The following is a 16,509-nucleotide window of genomic DNA, read 5'->3' on the forward strand; positions in this document are numbered from 1 at the left end:
AACGGGTGCGACCCGTCGGCCAGCCAACGTGCAGGCAACGGGTGGCGCAGGGGCGTCGGGAAATGCGCAGGCAGCAGATGAGTGACATGCGTGCACCAGGCGACGCGCAAGCGGTAGCCAACGGAGCAATCACTCCCGGATTCTCGGATAGCAACCGGGCTGGACAAGATTAAAAGGGGCATCAGATGGCAATACTTCTCAACGCAAATTCGAAGGTTATCGTGCAGGGGATGACCGGCTCGCAAGGAATGCAGCACACTCGCCGTATGCTGGCATCTGGAACACGGATTGTCGGCGGGGTGAATCCACGCAAGGCAGGTAAAACGGTGGACTTCGAGGTGCGACCGTGTTCGGGAGCACCCAGTCATGTATATCCCGGGAGTATGACCGTACCCGTATACGGCACCGTGGGTGAAGCGCGGGCAATAACCGAGGCGGATGTGTCCGTCGTCTTCGTTCCTCCGCCTGCAACCAAGAGGGCCGTTATGGAAGCGGTTGCGGCCGGTATTCGACTCGTCGTGGTTATAACCGACGGCGTTCCTGTAGCGGACAGTGTCGAGTTCATCGCCTACGCGCGAGCGTGCGGCACGACTGTTATTGGCCCGAACTGCCCGGGCATTATCACTCCTGGTTCCAGCAATGCCGGGATAATCCCGGCCGATATCACGAGAGCCGGTCCCGTCGGCCTTGTCTCCAGGTCGGGAACACTGACCTATCAGATGATGGATGAACTCTCCGATCTCGGGTTCTCCACGTGTATCGGCATTGGCGGAGACCCGGTGATAGGGACGACGTTCATCAATACGCTGGCTGCATTCGAGGAGGATCCGGCGACGAAACTCATCCTCATGATCGGCGAGATCGGCGGCGACGCCGAGGAGCAGGCGGCGTCGTTCATCAAAGAGCACGTCACCAAGCCCGTTGTTGCCTATGTTGCCGGAGTCACCGCTCCCGAGGGCAAAACGATGGGGCATGCCGGCGCCATCGTGTCTGGTAAGACGGGTACAGCTGAGAGCAAGAAGCGCGCATTGGAGGCCGCGGGCGCTCACGTGGGACATACCCCAAGCGAGGCGGCGCGTGTGGTGCGGGAGCTTCTTCACTCCTGACGGGCCTTATGCCGTGAACCTCGCGCGTTGTCCCGTATGGGAGCGCGGTTTTCGGTCCCGAGTGGTATTGCCTGATGTGTGCGGTAGCGGCGGAGCCACTAGCGGAGCGGCCCGTTGAGAAGTCGAGCGATCCCCAGCACCCACGCGGTGGCCACCCACGCCAGTAGTGCCGCAGCGGCGGCGAGCGGGTGGGGCCCACTGCTCGCCGTCCGCAAGGCGAGATCAACAAGGTGCTGACCCAGTTCGCTTGGCAGCCACTCGCTTCCTGGTAAGGAGCGCAGTACAAGTGGCAAAACGAGCAGGCCCACGAGGCAGATCGCGAGCGCGGCGACGACGTCGCGCACAAAGAAGGCGACACCCGCGCAGAACATAGCCATCGTCGTCAGGAATACAGCACACGCTAAGCCGGTACGCCACAGTGCGAGCTCTCCGGGGGTCAAGGCAAGAACCTCGGCGAAACTGGCGAGGAGCGCAGTAGCGAGGAAGCCTCCGCTGAAAACTGCTATCTTCGTGGCTATGAAGGGAGTACGCCGTGGCACGGCAAGAAGGCTGCCCTCAACCTGGTGCCCGGCAAACTCGCTAGTCCCGGCTAGCACAGCGAGAACGATTATGCCGATAAGCGCGTACGCGGTGGCGGAGTGTAGAACTTGGGCATCGCTCACGCCGGAGTTAGTGCCATCCAATGCTTTGGCGACTATGCTTTCGAGGGCAACTGTGGCAAGCGCGGCCAACCACAGCGAGGGCAGGGTGGATACTTTCACCGCTTCCGCCTGCAAGGAGCGGCGCAAAGACCCGGTCACAGGCGTTTTTCCGGGCGTCGTCGTGGGGCTCAATCGACCGCTCACGCGTCTCTCCTTCCGAAGCAGATCAAGGCGGAGACCAGGGAAACCGCCGCCCATACTCCTATGGCCGTCCAGGCGGTGGCAGGATCGAGGGGGTGCAGATCTGCTATGGGCAGGCCATTATCGAGATCTCGAAACTGTTCGCCGGAAAACACAATCGAACGTGCCAGAAGATCCGGGAGGAAACGGACGGCGTCGGTCAGATTTGCCAGGAGGAGGCTCAAAGAGACGAGGGAGCTGTTGACTAGTAGCAGCGCAAGTGGAATAACGCCACTGCGTAGTAGCACCGTGAGTGTGAAGGCGATCAACGCCAGCACGGCCCAATAAGCAAGAACTCCAAGTATGCGAGTAGACATGGCGTCTACTTCCTCGGCGTAGGGTCCGAGCAGGTGCCGTGACAACGCGAGAACTGCAGGTATCACCACAGCTGCCAGCGCGGCGAGCCACGCGGCCAGAACGGTGATTTTTCAGGTCAGTAGAAGGTAGCGGCGGGGGATTGCCACCATGGTGGTGGAGATCTGGCGAGTGTGTCCGAGCGTCTGCGCGGTGCGCGTGTATTCACTGGACATAATGACGACGCCGGCAATAATCGGGCCGATTGCGCCAATGAACAGCTCGGTGAGGCCCAGATCGGCCGTCGATGTGGATACCAAATTGTCAACGTTCTCCGTCTCCAAGGCGCGGCGGACGGTATTAGCATTCACCCATGTCAGAAGCGCGGGTACCGCGACGGTCAGCGCCGTCGCCACCCAGGCCGCGGGCAGTGTCAGCAACTTGCGGGCCTCGGCATGCAGTGTTCGTACAATCGTCATTGCGCACCGCCGGTGAGAGTGAAGAAAGCCTCTTCGAGGTTGCGGTAACCGGCCGTAACCTCGGCGAGAGGACCTGCGGCAACGATTTGTCCGGCAGAGATGACGACGACGTCGTCGGCGATCTCGGCGAGTTCGCCCATGAGGTGACTGGAAAGCAACACAGTGCCACCGGCGTCGGCTCGCCGTCGCAGAAGGTTGCGTATCCAGCGAATGCCTTCCGGGTCAAGGCCGTTAACCGGCTCGTCGAGGATGAGAATGTCCGGATCACCTATGAGAGCTGAGGCAATCCCCAAGCGTTGGCCCATGCCGAGCGAGAACTCCCGGGTTCGCTGCCGGGCCGCTCCGGTCAGTCCGGTTTCCTCTAGGCACTCGGCGATGCGGGAGCGGGGAATTCCACCGGCGGCTGCAATCCAGGCGAGATGACCACGTGCCGTTCGTGACGGATGTGCTCCGCTACCGTCCAACATCGCGCCCACCGTATGTGCCGGTGCGTGCAGCTGGCGATACGGCCTTCCCAGAATAGTTGCCTGGCCTCGATCTGCGCGTTCGAGCCCGAGCAAGATACGCAGCGTTGTTGACTTGCCGGCGCCGTTAGGACCCACGAAGCCCGTCACCCGGCCAGGCTGGGCGGAAAAACTGATATCGCGTAGCACGGAGCGGCGGCCAAATGTTTTGCTGAGGTGGCTGATTGCGATTGTGGCGGAGCGTGGCTCTTCCGCGCGCGTATCTGCGGTTTCTAGCGTATCTGGGCGCGAGTTTGCTGTATCTGGGCGCGCATCGGCGCTGCCGCTTGGGCCATCTGTATTGCTCATGCGGTTATCTTCGCCGGGCGCGGACCCGCGCGACATCGGCCGCTGATCCGAAATTCCGGCTATCCATCAGCTCAGAGGTATCAGCCCTAGGGCTGATACACGCCCGCTGGCGTGGCGGGTAGGGTGCATGTATGACCCGTGGTCCATCTTCGCGCAGTATGCGTCGTCCTTCTTCGCGTAGCATGCTCGGTGCTGTTGTTGTGCTGGCGATCCGGCCGCGCTCGTCACGGCACTGGCCGACGTGGAGGCGGCTAGTCGGGCGACGACGCTGGAAATGCGGCGCATGGTGCATGTATTGCGCGGGGATGAGACACCGCTCGCACCGCTTCCCGGCATCGAACGCATCAGCGAGCTCGTCTCCGGCGCCCGCCAGGCTGGACTGCGCGTGACCTTCAGCGGTGAAGGCGTTCATGCGCATTCGGACGGCGTTTCCGTGGCGGTGTATCGGATTGTGCAGGAAGCCCTCGGCAATGTCGCGCGGCATGTTGGCCCAGCTTCGGTGGATGTGCGACTGCGGCAGGAGGAAGGATTCATTACCGTTACAGTGCACGACGACGGCGGCCAGCGGTCGACTGCTCACCGCGAGGCAGGGGAGTCCGTCGGCGAAGAGGACGTGCGGCGCGGTGCGGTATGCGAGGAGCATGAGGAGTGTGGTGCTGTCAGCCGGGACTTCCGGTTCGCACAACGTTCCACAAGGGACGAGGCACTACGCGGTGGTCACGGTGCAAGACGTGACGATAGCCCCTGGCGTGCTGAGGGCGAGCCACTGCCCGGTGGCCACGGGCTTCGCGGCCTCGCTGAGCGGGTGGAGGCACTGGGTGGTGACTTCCTGACCCAGCGGGAGCAGAGTGGACTTACGGTGTGGGCGCGTATTCCCGATCCGGTGGCGATGGAGGCCTCGTGATGAGTGAGCCTGCGAGAAGCAGACCCGTGATAGACAGACCTGTGAGGAGCGAACCCGTGATGAGTGAGACTGTGACAAGCAAAGGTGTAATGCCGGTGGAAATATCAGTGGTGATTGCCGAGGACCAGGAACTTCTGCGAGCTTCGCTTGTGACCCTTCTGAACGCTGATTCACATATTCGAGTGGTGGGCGAGGCTGCAGATGGCGTGGAGGCAGCGGATATCGTCACTCGGCACGCGCCGGATATTGTGCTTATGGATATCCGCATGCCACGTCTGGACGGCATAGCAGCTACAGCGGCGATTGCGCAGGATCCTAGTCTGCGGGAGACCCGAGTCATTATCCTGACTATGTTCGAGTTGGAGGACTACGTCTATCAGGCGTTGCGGGCGGGAGCGGCCGGGTTCCTTTTGAAGGACACAACACCCACAGCTGTTGTGCAGGCAGTGCGTACCGTACACGACGGACAGCGACTCCTCTCCCCGTCCGCGTTGCATCTGCTAATCGAAAGATTCGTACCGGAAGCCGTGGGTACGGCTAAGCTCGCCGCGTTGACCCCGCGGCAGACCGAGGTGCTTCGGCTTGTGGCGCGCGGTCTTTCGAACCAGGAGATCGAGGAGACTCTGCATATCAGCCATGCCACGATGAAAACCCATATGAGTGCCCTGCTTGAACGCCTGGGAGCGCGTGACCGGGCGCAGTTGGTGATCATGGCATACGAAGGTGGACTCGTCGGATAGTCAGTCATGGCAGTCGGGTATGGCACGCAGCGCTCTGCGATACAGCGGCGCTGAGTCGCCGCTGGCTGATCGCGGGTAGGACGGTGAGAGACACACCGCGTGTCTAGCGTGCGATAGCTCCCTGAAGAGGGAACGATAGTGACGATGAGTACCGAAACACGCCAGCATTACCTCGCCGCAGCTCTTGCGGCCCTGCAGCCGCTTGTGCTCAGTTGGGTGGGTGTTGTTGCGCTGGCGATTCTCGTGTACACGGTCTCCGCCTCCTCACCGCTTTTGGGTGAGACGCAGTGGCAGGACGCAGCCCGCTTGGGATCGTCGCTTTGGCTCATGAGCCTAGGCGCGCCAATGGATGTAGCCGGCACGCATATCAGCCTTTTCCCGCTTGGATTAACGCTTCTCATCGTGTGGCTATGTTTCCGTTTCGCTCGTTCTGCCGGTGTTTTCGGGTGGGGAGAAGCCGCAACCTGTGCGGCCAGCGGAGCGATTGTTGCCGCAGTGCTTGGCGCCACCGCACGTGACTCCCATCTATGGATCGGTGCGCTCGGCGCTGCTGTGGTGACCGGTGCGGCAGCGCTGGTGACTTGGTGGCGGCAGTCTCCGCCTGCCGGCTGGGGGTGGGAGTTGGTACGCCGAGCCTGGCGGCTGGCCTGGCCGGTACTGGCATTGCTCTCGGCGGCATCACTTATTCTCGCCGTGGTGGCACTCGTCGCAGGATCCGCACGGATTGCGGACATCTACGGATACTACGCGCTCAGCCCGGTAGGGGTGGTATTTCTTACCCTGGCGCAACTGTTCTACCTTCCCACGATCTCCATCTGGTCACTCGCTTATGCATGCGGCGTTGGCTTCGCCGTAGGCAGCGGGGCGAGTTTTTCCAGCCTCGGAAGTGCATCGGAGCCATTGCCCGCAATTCCGCTGCTGGGCGCATTACCGACTCTGGACGTCCGGCTGCCGTGGCTTATCCCATGCCTGATTCTGATCGGCCTCGGGATAGGACTGTGGCGCGCCGGAAGCTGCGCGACCTGGCGCGACTTGGTCACCGACGGCGGGGTTGCCGTGGCAATCATCCTGTGTACTGTTGCCCTTGCCGGTGTGCTTGCCAGCGGAAGCATCGGACCGCAGCGCATGCAGGAGATGGGCGTGACTCCGCCGATGTTCGGCGCGATCATTGCACTGGAAGCCGGTGGGGGGCTGCTACTCGGGCTTACGATACGCAATGCGCAGCTTCGCCAGCACCTCTCCGATCTCCGGGCGAGCCGTGCGCAGGCCGCGGCACAGCGGAAGGAAGAGCGGCAAGCTGAGCAAGAGCGGCAAACCGAGGAAGAAGGCGCCTGGGCGGAGCAGATCGCAACCGGCCAGGATGAAGGTGGGGTGAGTAAAGGGGGAGCGGCGCAGGATGCGGCGCCACCGCTGCGAGCGGTCTCTCCGGGCTAAACGGAGTCTGTGCCGATGGCGCATCTGCGTTGCTTGGGCATCCGCGCGTGTCACTGCCCAAGCGCGGTAGGCTCATGCCGTGAGGACCGAAATCCGCCCAACAGCCCCCGCCCGAATCGTCGTCTTGGTCTCGGGAACGGGCTCCAATTTGGAAGCACTGTTACGCGCGTGTGAAAACGGCAGCTACGGCGCCCACGTCGTCGCCGTCGGCGCAGACCGGGAGAATATCCGCGGTCTAGAAATTGCACAAGAGGCCGGAATACCGACTTTCGTGCGCAGACTGCCGGACTACGCCACGCGCGACGACTGGAACATTGCTCTGCGAGACGACGTCGCCGCCTATACGCCCGACATCGTCGTACTAGCCGGATTCCTCAAACTCCTCAGCGCAGACTTCCTGGCGGCCTTTCCTGGGCGAGTCATCAATACCCACAACGCGCTCCTGCCTTCGTTCCCGGGTGTGCACGGTCCGGCCGACGCCCTCGATTACGGCGTCAAGATCACGGGCGCAACATTGTTCGTCGTCGATCCAGGTGTGGATACCGGCCCGATTCTGGCGCAGATCGCCTGCCCGGTGCGAGAGGACGACGACGCGGATTCGTTGCTGGAGCGGATCAAGGGTGTAGAGCGGACGCAACTGGTGGAAACCGTGGGAGCGATGGCCCGCCGCGGTTGGTGGATCGAGGGAAGGCACGCCGACGTTCTCACCTGAAGCAAGGGACGCCGGGCCGTGAGCGGCGAAGGCGGGCGGATCACCCAGCTTTGCACGGCGCCGCCGGGCTGGCGTGGTCTCAGGCGATGACCGCCGAGGCGAGCGCGCCGTGCCCCACGCTAGACTGATGCCGGTCGCGACTGGCGTTGAAGGTGGGTCACCACCGGGGAGTGACCCGCCGCACAAGCCGCGCGCCTGGGCATTCCAAAGATTGAAAGAGGCAGGAATGCGAACCCCCTTGACACGAGCACTTATTTCCGTTTACGAGAAGAACGGCATCGCTGAATTGGCCACGGCCCTTCACCGCAGTGGCTGTGAAATCGTCTCCACAGGCTCAACCGCCGATACCATCGCTGCCGCCGGGGTGCCGGTGACGGCAGTCGATCAGGTCACAGGATTCCCGGAGTGTTTTGACGGCCGCGTCAAAACACTGCACCCGCGCATCCACGGTGGAATTCTCGCCGATCCACGCCTCCCGGCGCATCGCGATCAGCTGGAAGAACTGGGACTAACACCTTTCGACCTCGTTGTGGTCAACCTGTACCCGTTCCAGGAGACCGTTGCTGCGGGAGCGGGTATTGACGAGTGTATCGAGAAAATCGACATCGGCGGCCCAGCGATGGTACGGGCGGCAGCAAAGAATCACGCCAACGTCGCCGTCGTCGTCAAGCCGTTACGCTATCCCGAGGTAGCGGCAGCAGCACAAGCCGGAGGCTTCACCGCTGAAGAACGCCGCCAGCTCGCATCTGAGGCCTTCGCCCACACCGCCGCCTATGATGCCGCCGTCGCCGAATGGATGAGCGAAACTCTGCTCGGGGGCGACCACCCCACTTTCGTCAGCGGAGCCTGGCACGAAGCTCTACCGCTGCGATACGGCGAGAACCCGCATCAGAGAGCCGGTTGGTACGTGGCGGAAAGGGGCAGCTCCGGGCTCGCCGGTGCCACACAGCTCGGCGGCAAGGCGATGAGCTACAACAACTACCAGGATGCGGACGCAGCACTTCGCGCCGCTTACGACCATGACGAGGCATGCGTTGCCGTCATCAAACACACCAACCCCTGTGGAGTGGCCATCGGTCGCGATATCGCTGAGGCGCATCGCAAGGCGCATGCCTGCGATCCGGTCTCCGCATACGGCGGCGTGATTGCTGCCAACCGGGAGGTAACCGTGGAGATGGCGCAGCAAGTTAAGCCGATCTTCACGGAAGTCATCACCGCCCCCGGCTACACCCCGGAGGCGTTAGAACTGCTGCGTAGCAAGAAGAACCTGCGTATCTTGCGTGTGGATGGGCCAGCAAGCGAAAGATTCGATCTCAAGCCGATTTCTGGCGGGCTGCTGGTTCAAGAACGCGATGCTCTTGACGCACCCGGTGATGACCCGCGCAACTGGACTCTTGTGGCCGGGCAGGCCGCCGATGAGGCGGCACTGCGCGACCTGGAGTTCGCTTGGCGCGCCATCAGGGCAGTGAAGTCGAATGCCATCTTGCTGGCACGCGACGGGGCCACCGTGGGCGTGGGAATGGGCCAGGTCAATCGGGTCGATTCCTGCCGACTGGCCGTCGAGCGCGCTAACACGCTCGGGCGGGTCGATGGGGCGGCGGGGCAGGAGACCGTGCCCGAAAGGGCGCGCGGATCGGTTGCGGCATCGGATGCGTTCTTCCCGTTTGCTGACGGTCTGCGTATCCTAACGGAGGCCGGGGTGCGCGCCGTCGTGCAGCCGGGTGGATCCATTCGCGATGAGGAAGTCATTGCCGCCGCGCAGGAGGCGGGCGTGACGATGTATCTGACCGGGTGTCGGCACTTCCTGCACTGATATGCCCGGGCGCCGTGGTCCGGCCGGTTGGAACCGGGGTTGAGCGGGTGTGGGCTGGGCTTGCCGGTTGACCGGGTGCCTGTTGGGTCCGTGCATGAACTGGGCGTCGGTTGAACCTGCGGGTTGAGTGGGTTCGTTCCTCACCATGCCTGTGCGCCTCTGACTTCTCCGGGCTCTCGCCCAAGTTCCGTGTTTTTCGCGGAGGATTGTGGAAAACCCGGAGTAAGGAGCGGATGTCGGGGATGTTGCACGACGGCGCCCAGCAGGACTTCGTCCAACACCGTCCAATACCCTTGCGAGATCGGTCATGCCCCGATGAACCGTGTCGTTGGCGTATCAGCACTGCCGACACCCCCATACACGCGGTGTTAGCGAACAGGCGCTAAAGTAAAGAGCATGAGAGGCGAACGGGTTTCCCCTTGGCATACATCTTGCTGGTGGTGTGGACCATTGGGATCTGCGTGACTGCCTTCGTGTGGACACCGCGCTTCGCCGTCACTGCCATGGCAGCCAGCTTCGTCGTCTTTGCCTTGCTGCGTGCCACCCTGCCGGGCGGGGTGCTTCCGCATGTACGCGGTCGCGTTTTCGATGTCACCATTTACATGCTCACCGCCGGGATGCTGCTTTTTCTTTCTCAGTGGGCTAATACGCCGCAGGTGTTCTAACTCTGTCACGCCTTCTGCGCCGAGCGCATTTGAGCGCAAGGGTATGGAGGGGATAAAGCGTATTTGGGCGCAAGGGGTTTGGCAGGGACAATAGGCACGTGGACCCACTCCTGAAAAATGTCTTGTTCGTCCTGCTCTTCACATTGATTGGCGGGCTGTTCTCCGCCTCGGAAATGGCACTCGTCTCGCTGCGCCAGACCCAAATCGACGAGATGGCGAAGAAAGGTGCCGCGGGTGCCACCGTTCAGCGACTCACCGCGGACTCGAACCGCTTCCTCTCTGCGGTGCAGGTCGGCGTCACCGTCGCCGGGTTCTTCTCAGCTTCCTTCGGTGCTTCACAAATCGCGCCGGAAGTCGCGCCCCTGTTTCAAAGGGCCGGGATGAGCAGCACGGGCGCGTCCACACTCTCCTTCGTTCTAATCACGATTGCTATCGCCTACCTCTCCATCGTCTTCGGGGAATTGACGCCGAAGCGTATTGCTCTGCAATCGGCTGAATCCATTGCGCTGGTCGCCGCCCGACCGCTTGCGGCCATCACCGCCTTGCTGCGCCCGGTTATCTGGTTCCTCGGTGCCTCCACCAATGTGGTGTTGCGCCTGCTCGGGCGCAATCCGAAAACCCAGAAGGAGGCAATGGGCGTGCGCGAACTACGCGCCTTCGTCGCCAGCCAAGAAACCATCGGCGAGGAAGAACGTGAAATGGTTGTTGACATGCTTTCCGTGGGGGACCGCACGGTGGAAGAAATCATGACGCCACGTACCGAGGTGGACTTCTTCTCCTCTGATATGCCGATTGAACAAGCGCAGCTTGAGGTTTCAAGCCTCGAGCATTCGCGCTATCCGGTACGCCAGGGAACATCCGACGACGACGTGCTCGGCTTTATCCACATCCGAGATCTCATCCACCCGGCGAGCCACGTCAAAACGGTTGGCGACCTCGTTCGTGAAATTCTCTTTTTCCCCACCGGAAAACCAGTGTTGGATGCCTTGACTGAGATGCGCGCCAAACACGCGCATCTCGCCGTTGTGGTCGACGAATACGGTGGAACTGACGGGATTATCACCCTGGAAGACGTGGTGGAGGAATTCGTTGGTGAGATCAACGACGAGTACGACAAAGAATCGCCCGTCGTCGTGCGCCGTGGTGATACGGAACTCATCGACGGACTGGCTGGCAGAGCGGAGGTATTGAAGGCGCTCGGACGCGAGTTGCCGGATGGGCCTTTCGACACTCTCGCCGGGTTTATCGTTGCCCAGCTCGGGCATATGCCGAAAGTTGGGGACCGGGTGACATGGAACGATCTTCAACTAACGGTGACACGCATGGAGGGACGACGCATTGCGCGGGTAAGCGTGACCGAGCGGGAGCCAGAGGAGGCGGAGGAGGACTGATCGACCGGCACTGCGGTGCCGGACGGTGCCGCAGTGCGGGAGAGACGGGCAACGGTCATGGCCGACGGGAGACGAAAAGGCGGCGACTCCCGGAATCAAGTAGTCTTCTCGGTGGCGAGAACTATTCAGAAGGGAAAGAACGCAATGACAAAGATCAAAGTTGCAGGTCCCGTCGCTGAACTAGAAGGCGACGAGATGACGCGGGTCATCTGGCAGGATATCCGGGAGCGGCTTATCCTTCCTTACCTTGATGTCGATCTGCGCCGCTACGATCTTTCCATTCAGAACCGTGACGCCACCGACGACCAGGTGACCGTCGACGCCGCCCACGCCATTGCCGAGCATCATGTTGGCGTCAAATGCGCCACCATCACCCCGGACGAGGCGCGGGTGGAGGAGTTCGGGCTGAAGAAGATGTGGAAAAGCCCGAATGGCACGATCCGCAACATCCTCGGCGGAGTCGTGTTCCGCGAGCCCATTATCATGTCGAATGTGCCGCGCCTTGTGCCGCACTGGAAGAAGCCGATTGTCATCGGCCGCCATGCCCATGCCGACCAGTACAAGGCCGCAGACTTCAAGGTGCCCGGCGTCGGCACCGTAACCATCTCCTACGTTCCCGACAACGGTGGCGAGCCCATTGAGATGGAGGTGTGCCGAATGCCAGAAGGTGGCGGCATCGCCATGGGGATGTACAACTTTAATGAGTCCATCCGCGACTTCGCTCGCGCCTCCTTCAACTACGCGCTGCAGCGCAACTATCCCGTCTATCTCTCGACGAAGAACACCATACTCAAGGCGTACGACGGCGCCTTCAAGGACATCTTCGCCGAGGTGTTCGCCACCGAGTACAAGGAGCGTTTCGACGCCGCGGGCCTTACCTATGAGCATCGACTCATCGACGATATGGTGGCTTCAGCCTTGAAGTGGGAGGGCGGCTACCTGTGGGCATGTAAGAACTACGACGGCGACGTCGAATCCGATATCGTCGCACAGGGCTTCGGCTCGCTCGGGCTGATGACATCCGTTCTTATGACCCCGGACGGTCAGACGGTGGAAGCCGAAGCCGCGCATGGCACGGTGACCCGCCACTACCGCCTACACCAGCAAGGGCAGCCGACCTCTACCAACCCGATCGCCTCGATCTACGCGTGGACAGGCGGACTGAAGCATCGCGGCGTTCTCGACGGCACACCGGAGGTCACCGGCTTCGCCACCACACTGGAAGACGTTATTGTACAAACCGTCGAAAGCGGCAAGATGACCAAGGATCTCGCGCTGCTTATCGGCGCCGAGCAGGAATGGCTCACTACCGAAGAGTTCATGGATGTGCTCGATACGAACCTACGCGCACGCATCAATATCAACTGACGCATAGGTTTCGCCGCCTACAGTTTGCTCGTCGCGGTAATTCTCCGACGGCGCAGCAGAAAGGATACGTATGAATGCGCTCAAACGCGCCGGTATTCTCCCCTGGGTTTTAGGAGCAATTGTTCTGGGAGTCACCTTCGGACTTTTCCTGCCCCTGCCCGTGGCGCGAGTATTCTTCACCTTTAGCGATATCTTCGCGCAGTTTCTCAACTTTGCCATTCCACTGATTATTGTGGGCTTGGTGGTGCCGGCTATCGCCGACCTGGGTAAGGGAGCGGGCAAGTGGCTGACGGTGACAGCTGCGATCGCCTACGGCTCAACACTCTTCGCCGGTTTTCTCACCTACGCCGTGTGTGCCGCCGTGTACCCGAGTCTGCTCTCTACCGGCGGGCTAGCCGCCGTGGAGGACCCCTCAGATACCGCCTATTCCGGGTATTTCACAATCGAGATTCCACCGGCTTTCGGCGTGATGACTGCGCTGGTGATTGCCTTTGTACTGGGGATCGGCCTGTCTTTGGCACCACGTGGGGTGCTGCGTAAGGGATTCCTCGAGTTTCGCGTGATCGTCACCGGTCTGATCTCGAAGGTGATCGTGCCGCTTCTTCCGCTGCATATCTTCGGTATCTTCCTCAATCTGACGGAGGCCGGTGCAGTGGCGTCCATTATCCGCGTGCTGCTGCGCGTGGTGGTACTGGTTCTTTTGCTCGAGGTAGTTATCCTGTTGGCCCAGTTCTGCCTGGCAGGCGGTATCGCGAAGAAGAACCCTTTGAAGGCACTGGTGACGATGTTGCCGGCCTATTTCACGGCGTTGGGAACGTCGTCGTCGGCGGCGACAATTCCGGTGACCCTGCGTCAGACGCGGAAGAACGGAGTGTCACAACCGGTTGCGAATTTCACCGTGCCACTGTGCGCCACGATTCACCTGGCCGGATCGACGTCGAAGATCACCGCCTTTGCCCTGGCAATTATTTCCGTCAATCACTTGCCGGTTAGTACGGGGCAGATGGTCGGGTTCATTTTCATGCTCGGTGTGACCATGATCGCCGCCCCTGGCGTGCCGGGTGGAGCCATTATGGCTGCCACCGGCATCCTGGCTTCTATGCTCGGATTCAATGATGCCAACGTGGGTCTGATGATTGCGACGTACGTGGCCCTTGATTCCTTCGGCACCGCCACCAACGTAACCGGGGACGGGGCAATAGCCTTGATTGTGGAGCGCTTGGCCGGGCCACGTATCGGTGAAGTGAATGAAAACGTGAAGGGTTTCGACGGGCACCGGACCTTCGACCCCGAGGCCTATTTGGATGAGGTCAGCAAGGCCTGAATCGTTCCGATAGTTGAGGTATCTGATATCTGGAGCGCTCCGATAGCCGCTGCGTCCGGACGCCGCACATGCCGTCGGTTGGGTTCGGGCTTAACACCTGTCCGGTCCGGACCCAACCGGTGGTTGAGGGCTTACATCGCCTCAACGTCCGGGCTAACATCCGCCCAGCCCGGACTTCGCAAAAGAAGTCTTTAACCCTCGAAGATGTCCAGCGGTTGCAGCGGCTCGGTGTAGTTCTTGTCGGCCACTGTGTACAGAACCGAATATAGGTTCAGCCACCACGGGTCATAGGGGAGGCGAGTGGCCATATCGATCTGTTCATCCATATGCGAGAGAGGATAGGTCTGCACGGTCCCGTCCGCCATACCCACGTGAGCCCCGCGGTGGCGCCCGGTGTGCAATTGCCGCTCCAGCTCATCAATGGCGTAGGTTGTTAGCCGCACGGCGAGTGTCCGATCAAAAGGTGAGGGATTTCCGCCCTGCTGCATATGACCGAGGATGGCTGGCCGCACGTCGAACAGGCCATGCCCCTCTTCCTGGAAGACACGAGTGAGTAGATCGGTGGTGTAATACTCCGAGGCCTGCTCGCATCGGACCACCAGGTACAGCTCGCGGCCCGCCTTGAAGCTTTCGACCATGCGCTGCGTATCCGCGGAGAGTTGCGCCAACGTAATGCCACGCTCGTACAAATACACCTGCTCCGCCCCGGAGGAGATACCGCTCATAAGCGCGAGGAACCCGCACTTGCGCCCCATTGTTTCGGCGACGAAGCAGCGGCGGGAGGCACTTGCGGACTGCTTGATACGGTCGAGCACTTCCGTATTGTTATTCAGGGCCGTATCGGCGCCGATTGACAGCTCGGAGCCGGGCAGATTGTTATCAATGGAGGCTGGAACGCAGACGAAGGGAATGTTGAAGGCCGGGAAGCGGTCACGTTCGCGCAGCAGGCGCCAGATGGACTCGTAGCCGGCGAAGCCTCCGATCATTAAGATGGCGTCGATGCGATGCTCTTCGATGGCGCGACCGAGTGCGTAGTACTGTTCTACAGCGGGTCCGGTGCGCCGCGTTCCCAGCGCCGCGCCTCCCGCGCCCACCCAAGAATCGACATCGCCCCAGGTCAGTTCATGCACGTCGCCGTCGATCAGCCCGGGGAAGCCACCGTTAACACCCAGCATGGTGAAGCCACGGTCGACGCCCAGTCTCACCGCAGCTCGCGCCGCAGTATTCATACCGGGAGCGAGACCGCCGGCATGCATGATGGCAACGCGAGCGCCGCTCCCGGCTCCGTGCCGTGTTGGCACCGGGGAGGATATCGTCTCGAAGATATCAATCATTTGCCGGTAGCCGACGCCACGTGAGTCGACCGCCGCATCGTAATCGCCGTCCTTCAGGTAGCCCTTCACCGCGCGTGTATCGGCGACGGCTTGGTGTAGAGGTCGGCGTGTGATGCGGTTGCGGTTTGTTGCGATGATGCACGGCTCGGCCTCGTCGTCGGCGCGGACAGCTTCCAGAGCCGCTGTGTATCCCAGCAGGGTCGGCATCCACCGGTCATAGGCCGAGGGCGTGCCGCCGCGTTGCACGTGGCCGAGGGCGGTGATACGCGCCTCTTCGCCAAGCCCGTCCGCCAAGACGTCGCGCACCTGCGTGGCGGTAATGGGCAGACCGGCACGGTCCTGGGCGCCTTCGGCAACCACAATAATGGAGTCGCGGCGTCCCGCCGCCCGCCCGGTGCGCAGTTTCTCGCACAATTGCTCTTCCCATCCCGGCGCGGGAGGAAGTTCCGGGATGAAAACGTAGTCACACCCGCCGGCAATGGCGCTCATCAGCGCCAGATAACCGCAGCGCCTGCCCATCACCTCGATAATGAAGGTACGCTGGTGTGATGCGGCGGTGGAGGAAATAGCGTCAATCGCGTCGACAATGCGATGTAATGCGGAGTCAGTTCCAACGGTCATATCCGATCCGACCAGATCGTTATCAATCGAACCGACGACGCCGACTAGGTGCAAGCGTGGATGTGCCGCTGCCACCTCGGGGGTAATCTCGCCGCGTTCCACGAGTTCAGCCAGCAATTCCGGCCAGAGGGAACGCAGTTCGGCCGCCCCGGTGAGCGTACCGTCTCCACCAATGGCAACGACGCGGTCTATGCCGAGTGCGGCGAGATTTCGGACCGCAGCTCGCATACCCTCGCGAGTACGGAACGCTTCGCTGCGAGCGGTGCCAATACGCGTCCCGCCCTGGTTGAGAATGTTGGAGACATCAGACCAACCGGTTTCGCGGATGAGATCGCCGCCTTCGACGGCGCCTTTCCACCCTTCATAGATGGCATAGGGAACGGCACCGGCGTGGATAGTTGTGCGCACGACGGCGCGCACAACTGCATTCATCCCCGGTGCGTCACCGCCTGATGTCAGGACGGCAATTCTTTGGCGACTATCTGCATTCGAGCTCACACCTCTATTGTGCCCTCTTGCAGCAAGTCTGTGGTGGGAGTCAGGGCCTAATGCGCCTCTGGTGTGAGCCCCTCCAGTCTGCCTTTGTGAGCCCCTCCAGTCCGCCCGGTGTACGCCCGCTAATCCGCCCCAT

15 protein-coding genes and 1 riboswitch are annotated in these 16,509 nt (G+C 61.6%); of the genes, 10 read left to right on the plus strand and 5 right to left on the minus strand.

What is annotated here, in order from left to right:
- Positions 1-185 precede the first annotated feature (185 nt).
- Positions 186-1,106, plus strand: a complete 921-nt coding sequence (sucD, locus tag DDD63_RS04340) for a succinate--CoA ligase subunit alpha (protein ID WP_108715340.1) — start codon at positions 186-188, stop codon at positions 1,104-1,106.
- A gap of 98 nt (positions 1,107-1,204) precedes the next feature.
- On the opposite strand, the gene DDD63_RS04345 is transcribed toward sucD, so the two are convergent.
- The 4 genes from DDD63_RS04345 to DDD63_RS04360 all read right to left on the minus strand — a co-directional run bounded on the left by DDD63_RS04345 (position 1,205) and on the right by DDD63_RS04360 (position 3,572).
- On the minus strand, positions 1,205-1,951 hold the full coding sequence (locus DDD63_RS04345) for a hypothetical protein (RefSeq protein ID WP_108715341.1): 747 nt from the start codon (positions 1,949-1,951) through the stop codon (positions 1,205-1,207).
- The gene (locus tag DDD63_RS04350; RefSeq protein WP_108715342.1) at positions 1,948-2,304 is read right to left on the minus strand and encodes a hypothetical protein; all 357 of its coding nucleotides are present in this window, start codon (positions 2,302-2,304) and stop codon (positions 1,948-1,950) included. The genes DDD63_RS04345 and DDD63_RS04350 overlap by 4 nt, the downstream gene beginning before the upstream one ends.
- A gap of 111 nt (positions 2,305-2,415) precedes the next feature.
- Positions 2,416-2,760 (minus strand): hypothetical protein, encoded by a 345-nt coding sequence (locus DDD63_RS04355; protein ID WP_108715343.1) that lies wholly within the window; start codon positions 2,758-2,760, stop codon positions 2,416-2,418.
- On the minus strand, positions 2,757-3,572 hold the full coding sequence (locus DDD63_RS04360) for an ATP-binding cassette domain-containing protein (RefSeq protein ID WP_108716644.1): 816 nt from the start codon (positions 3,570-3,572) through the stop codon (positions 2,757-2,759). Before DDD63_RS04360 ends, DDD63_RS04355 begins: the two co-directional genes overlap by 4 nt.
- Before the next feature lie 241 nt (positions 3,573-3,813).
- Here DDD63_RS04360 and DDD63_RS04365 point away from each other — a divergent pair, with 241 nt between their 5' ends.
- From DDD63_RS04365 to DDD63_RS04405, 9 genes are all read left to right on the plus strand, one after another.
- Positions 3,814-4,476, plus strand: coding sequence for an ATP-binding protein (locus DDD63_RS04365; protein ID WP_125482435.1), 663 nt, complete (start codon positions 3,814-3,816; stop codon positions 4,474-4,476).
- 59 nt (positions 4,477-4,535) lie between these two features.
- On the plus strand, positions 4,536-5,216 hold the full coding sequence (locus DDD63_RS04370) for a response regulator transcription factor (RefSeq protein ID WP_205647363.1): 681 nt from the start codon (positions 4,536-4,538) through the stop codon (positions 5,214-5,216).
- 144 nt (positions 5,217-5,360) lie between these two features.
- Positions 5,361-6,650 carry a DUF6350 family protein gene (locus tag DDD63_RS04375; RefSeq protein WP_108715345.1) on the plus strand — a complete coding sequence of 430 codons (1,290 nt, stop codon included), beginning with the start codon at positions 5,361-5,363 and terminating at the stop codon, positions 6,648-6,650.
- A gap of 79 nt (positions 6,651-6,729) precedes the next feature.
- Positions 6,730-7,362 carry a phosphoribosylglycinamide formyltransferase gene (gene purN, locus DDD63_RS04380; protein ID WP_240611420.1) on the plus strand — a complete coding sequence of 211 codons (633 nt, stop codon included), beginning with the start codon at positions 6,730-6,732 and terminating at the stop codon, positions 7,360-7,362.
- Positions 7,363-7,488: 126 nt separating this feature from the next.
- A riboswitch (ZMP/ZTP riboswitch) is annotated at positions 7,489-7,570 on the plus strand.
- A gap of 18 nt (positions 7,571-7,588) precedes the next feature.
- Positions 7,589-9,175, plus strand: coding sequence for a bifunctional phosphoribosylaminoimidazolecarboxamide formyltransferase/IMP cyclohydrolase (gene purH, locus DDD63_RS04385; protein WP_108715346.1), 1,587 nt, complete (start codon positions 7,589-7,591; stop codon positions 9,173-9,175).
- A gap of 419 nt (positions 9,176-9,594) precedes the next feature.
- Positions 9,595-9,840, plus strand: coding sequence for a DUF3017 domain-containing protein (locus tag DDD63_RS04390; protein ID WP_108715347.1), 246 nt, complete (start codon positions 9,595-9,597; stop codon positions 9,838-9,840).
- A 98-nt stretch (positions 9,841-9,938) separates the two neighbouring features.
- Positions 9,939-11,231, plus strand: a complete 1,293-nt coding sequence (locus DDD63_RS04395; RefSeq protein ID WP_108715348.1) for a hemolysin family protein — start codon at positions 9,939-9,941, stop codon at positions 11,229-11,231.
- A 144-nt stretch (positions 11,232-11,375) separates the two neighbouring features.
- Positions 11,376-12,599 (plus strand): NADP-dependent isocitrate dehydrogenase, encoded by a 1,224-nt coding sequence (locus DDD63_RS04400; protein ID WP_108715349.1) that lies wholly within the window; start codon positions 11,376-11,378, stop codon positions 12,597-12,599.
- 70 nt (positions 12,600-12,669) lie between these two features.
- The gene (locus tag DDD63_RS04405) at positions 12,670-13,923 is read left to right on the plus strand and encodes a dicarboxylate/amino acid:cation symporter (protein ID WP_108715350.1); all 1,254 of its coding nucleotides are present in this window, start codon (positions 12,670-12,672) and stop codon (positions 13,921-13,923) included.
- 191 nt (positions 13,924-14,114) lie between these two features.
- Here DDD63_RS04405 and DDD63_RS04410 read toward each other — a convergent pair whose 3' ends face one another.
- Positions 14,115-16,376 carry a 6-phosphofructokinase gene (locus DDD63_RS04410; protein ID WP_108715351.1) on the minus strand — a complete coding sequence of 754 codons (2,262 nt, stop codon included), beginning with the start codon at positions 16,374-16,376 and terminating at the stop codon, positions 14,115-14,117.
- Between the last annotated feature and the right edge of the window lie 133 nt (positions 16,377-16,509).

This window comes from Actinobaculum sp. 313, from assembly GCF_003073475.1.
GTDB lineage: Bacteria > Actinomycetota > Actinomycetes > Actinomycetales > Actinomycetaceae > Asp313.

Bases quoted from the DNA above. Each gene is read 5' to 3' on its own strand.
- sucD (WP_108715340.1), top strand. From the start codon at position 186: ATGGCAATACTTCTCAACGCAAATTCGAAGGTTATCGTGCAGGGGATG.
- DDD63_RS04375 (WP_108715345.1), top strand. From the start codon at position 5,361: ATGAGTACCGAAACACGCCAGCATTACCTCGCCGCAGCTCTTGCGGCC.
- DDD63_RS04370 (WP_205647363.1), top strand. From the start codon at position 4,536: ATGAGTGAGACTGTGACAAGCAAAGGTGTAATGCCGGTGGAAATATCA.
- DDD63_RS04350 (WP_108715342.1), bottom strand. From the start codon at position 2,304: ATGTCTACTCGCATACTTGGAGTTCTTGCTTATTGGGCCGTGCTGGCG.
- purH (WP_108715346.1), top strand. From the start codon at position 7,589: ATGCGAACCCCCTTGACACGAGCACTTATTTCCGTTTACGAGAAGAAC.
- DDD63_RS04405 (WP_108715350.1), top strand. From the start codon at position 12,670: ATGAATGCGCTCAAACGCGCCGGTATTCTCCCCTGGGTTTTAGGAGCA.
- DDD63_RS04360 (WP_108716644.1), bottom strand. From the start codon at position 3,572: ATGAGCAATACAGATGGCCCAAGCGGCAGCGCCGATGCGCGCCCAGAT.
- DDD63_RS04355 (WP_108715343.1), bottom strand. From the start codon at position 2,760: ATGACGATTGTACGAACACTGCATGCCGAGGCCCGCAAGTTGCTGACA.
- DDD63_RS04400 (WP_108715349.1), top strand. From the start codon at position 11,376: ATGACAAAGATCAAAGTTGCAGGTCCCGTCGCTGAACTAGAAGGCGAC.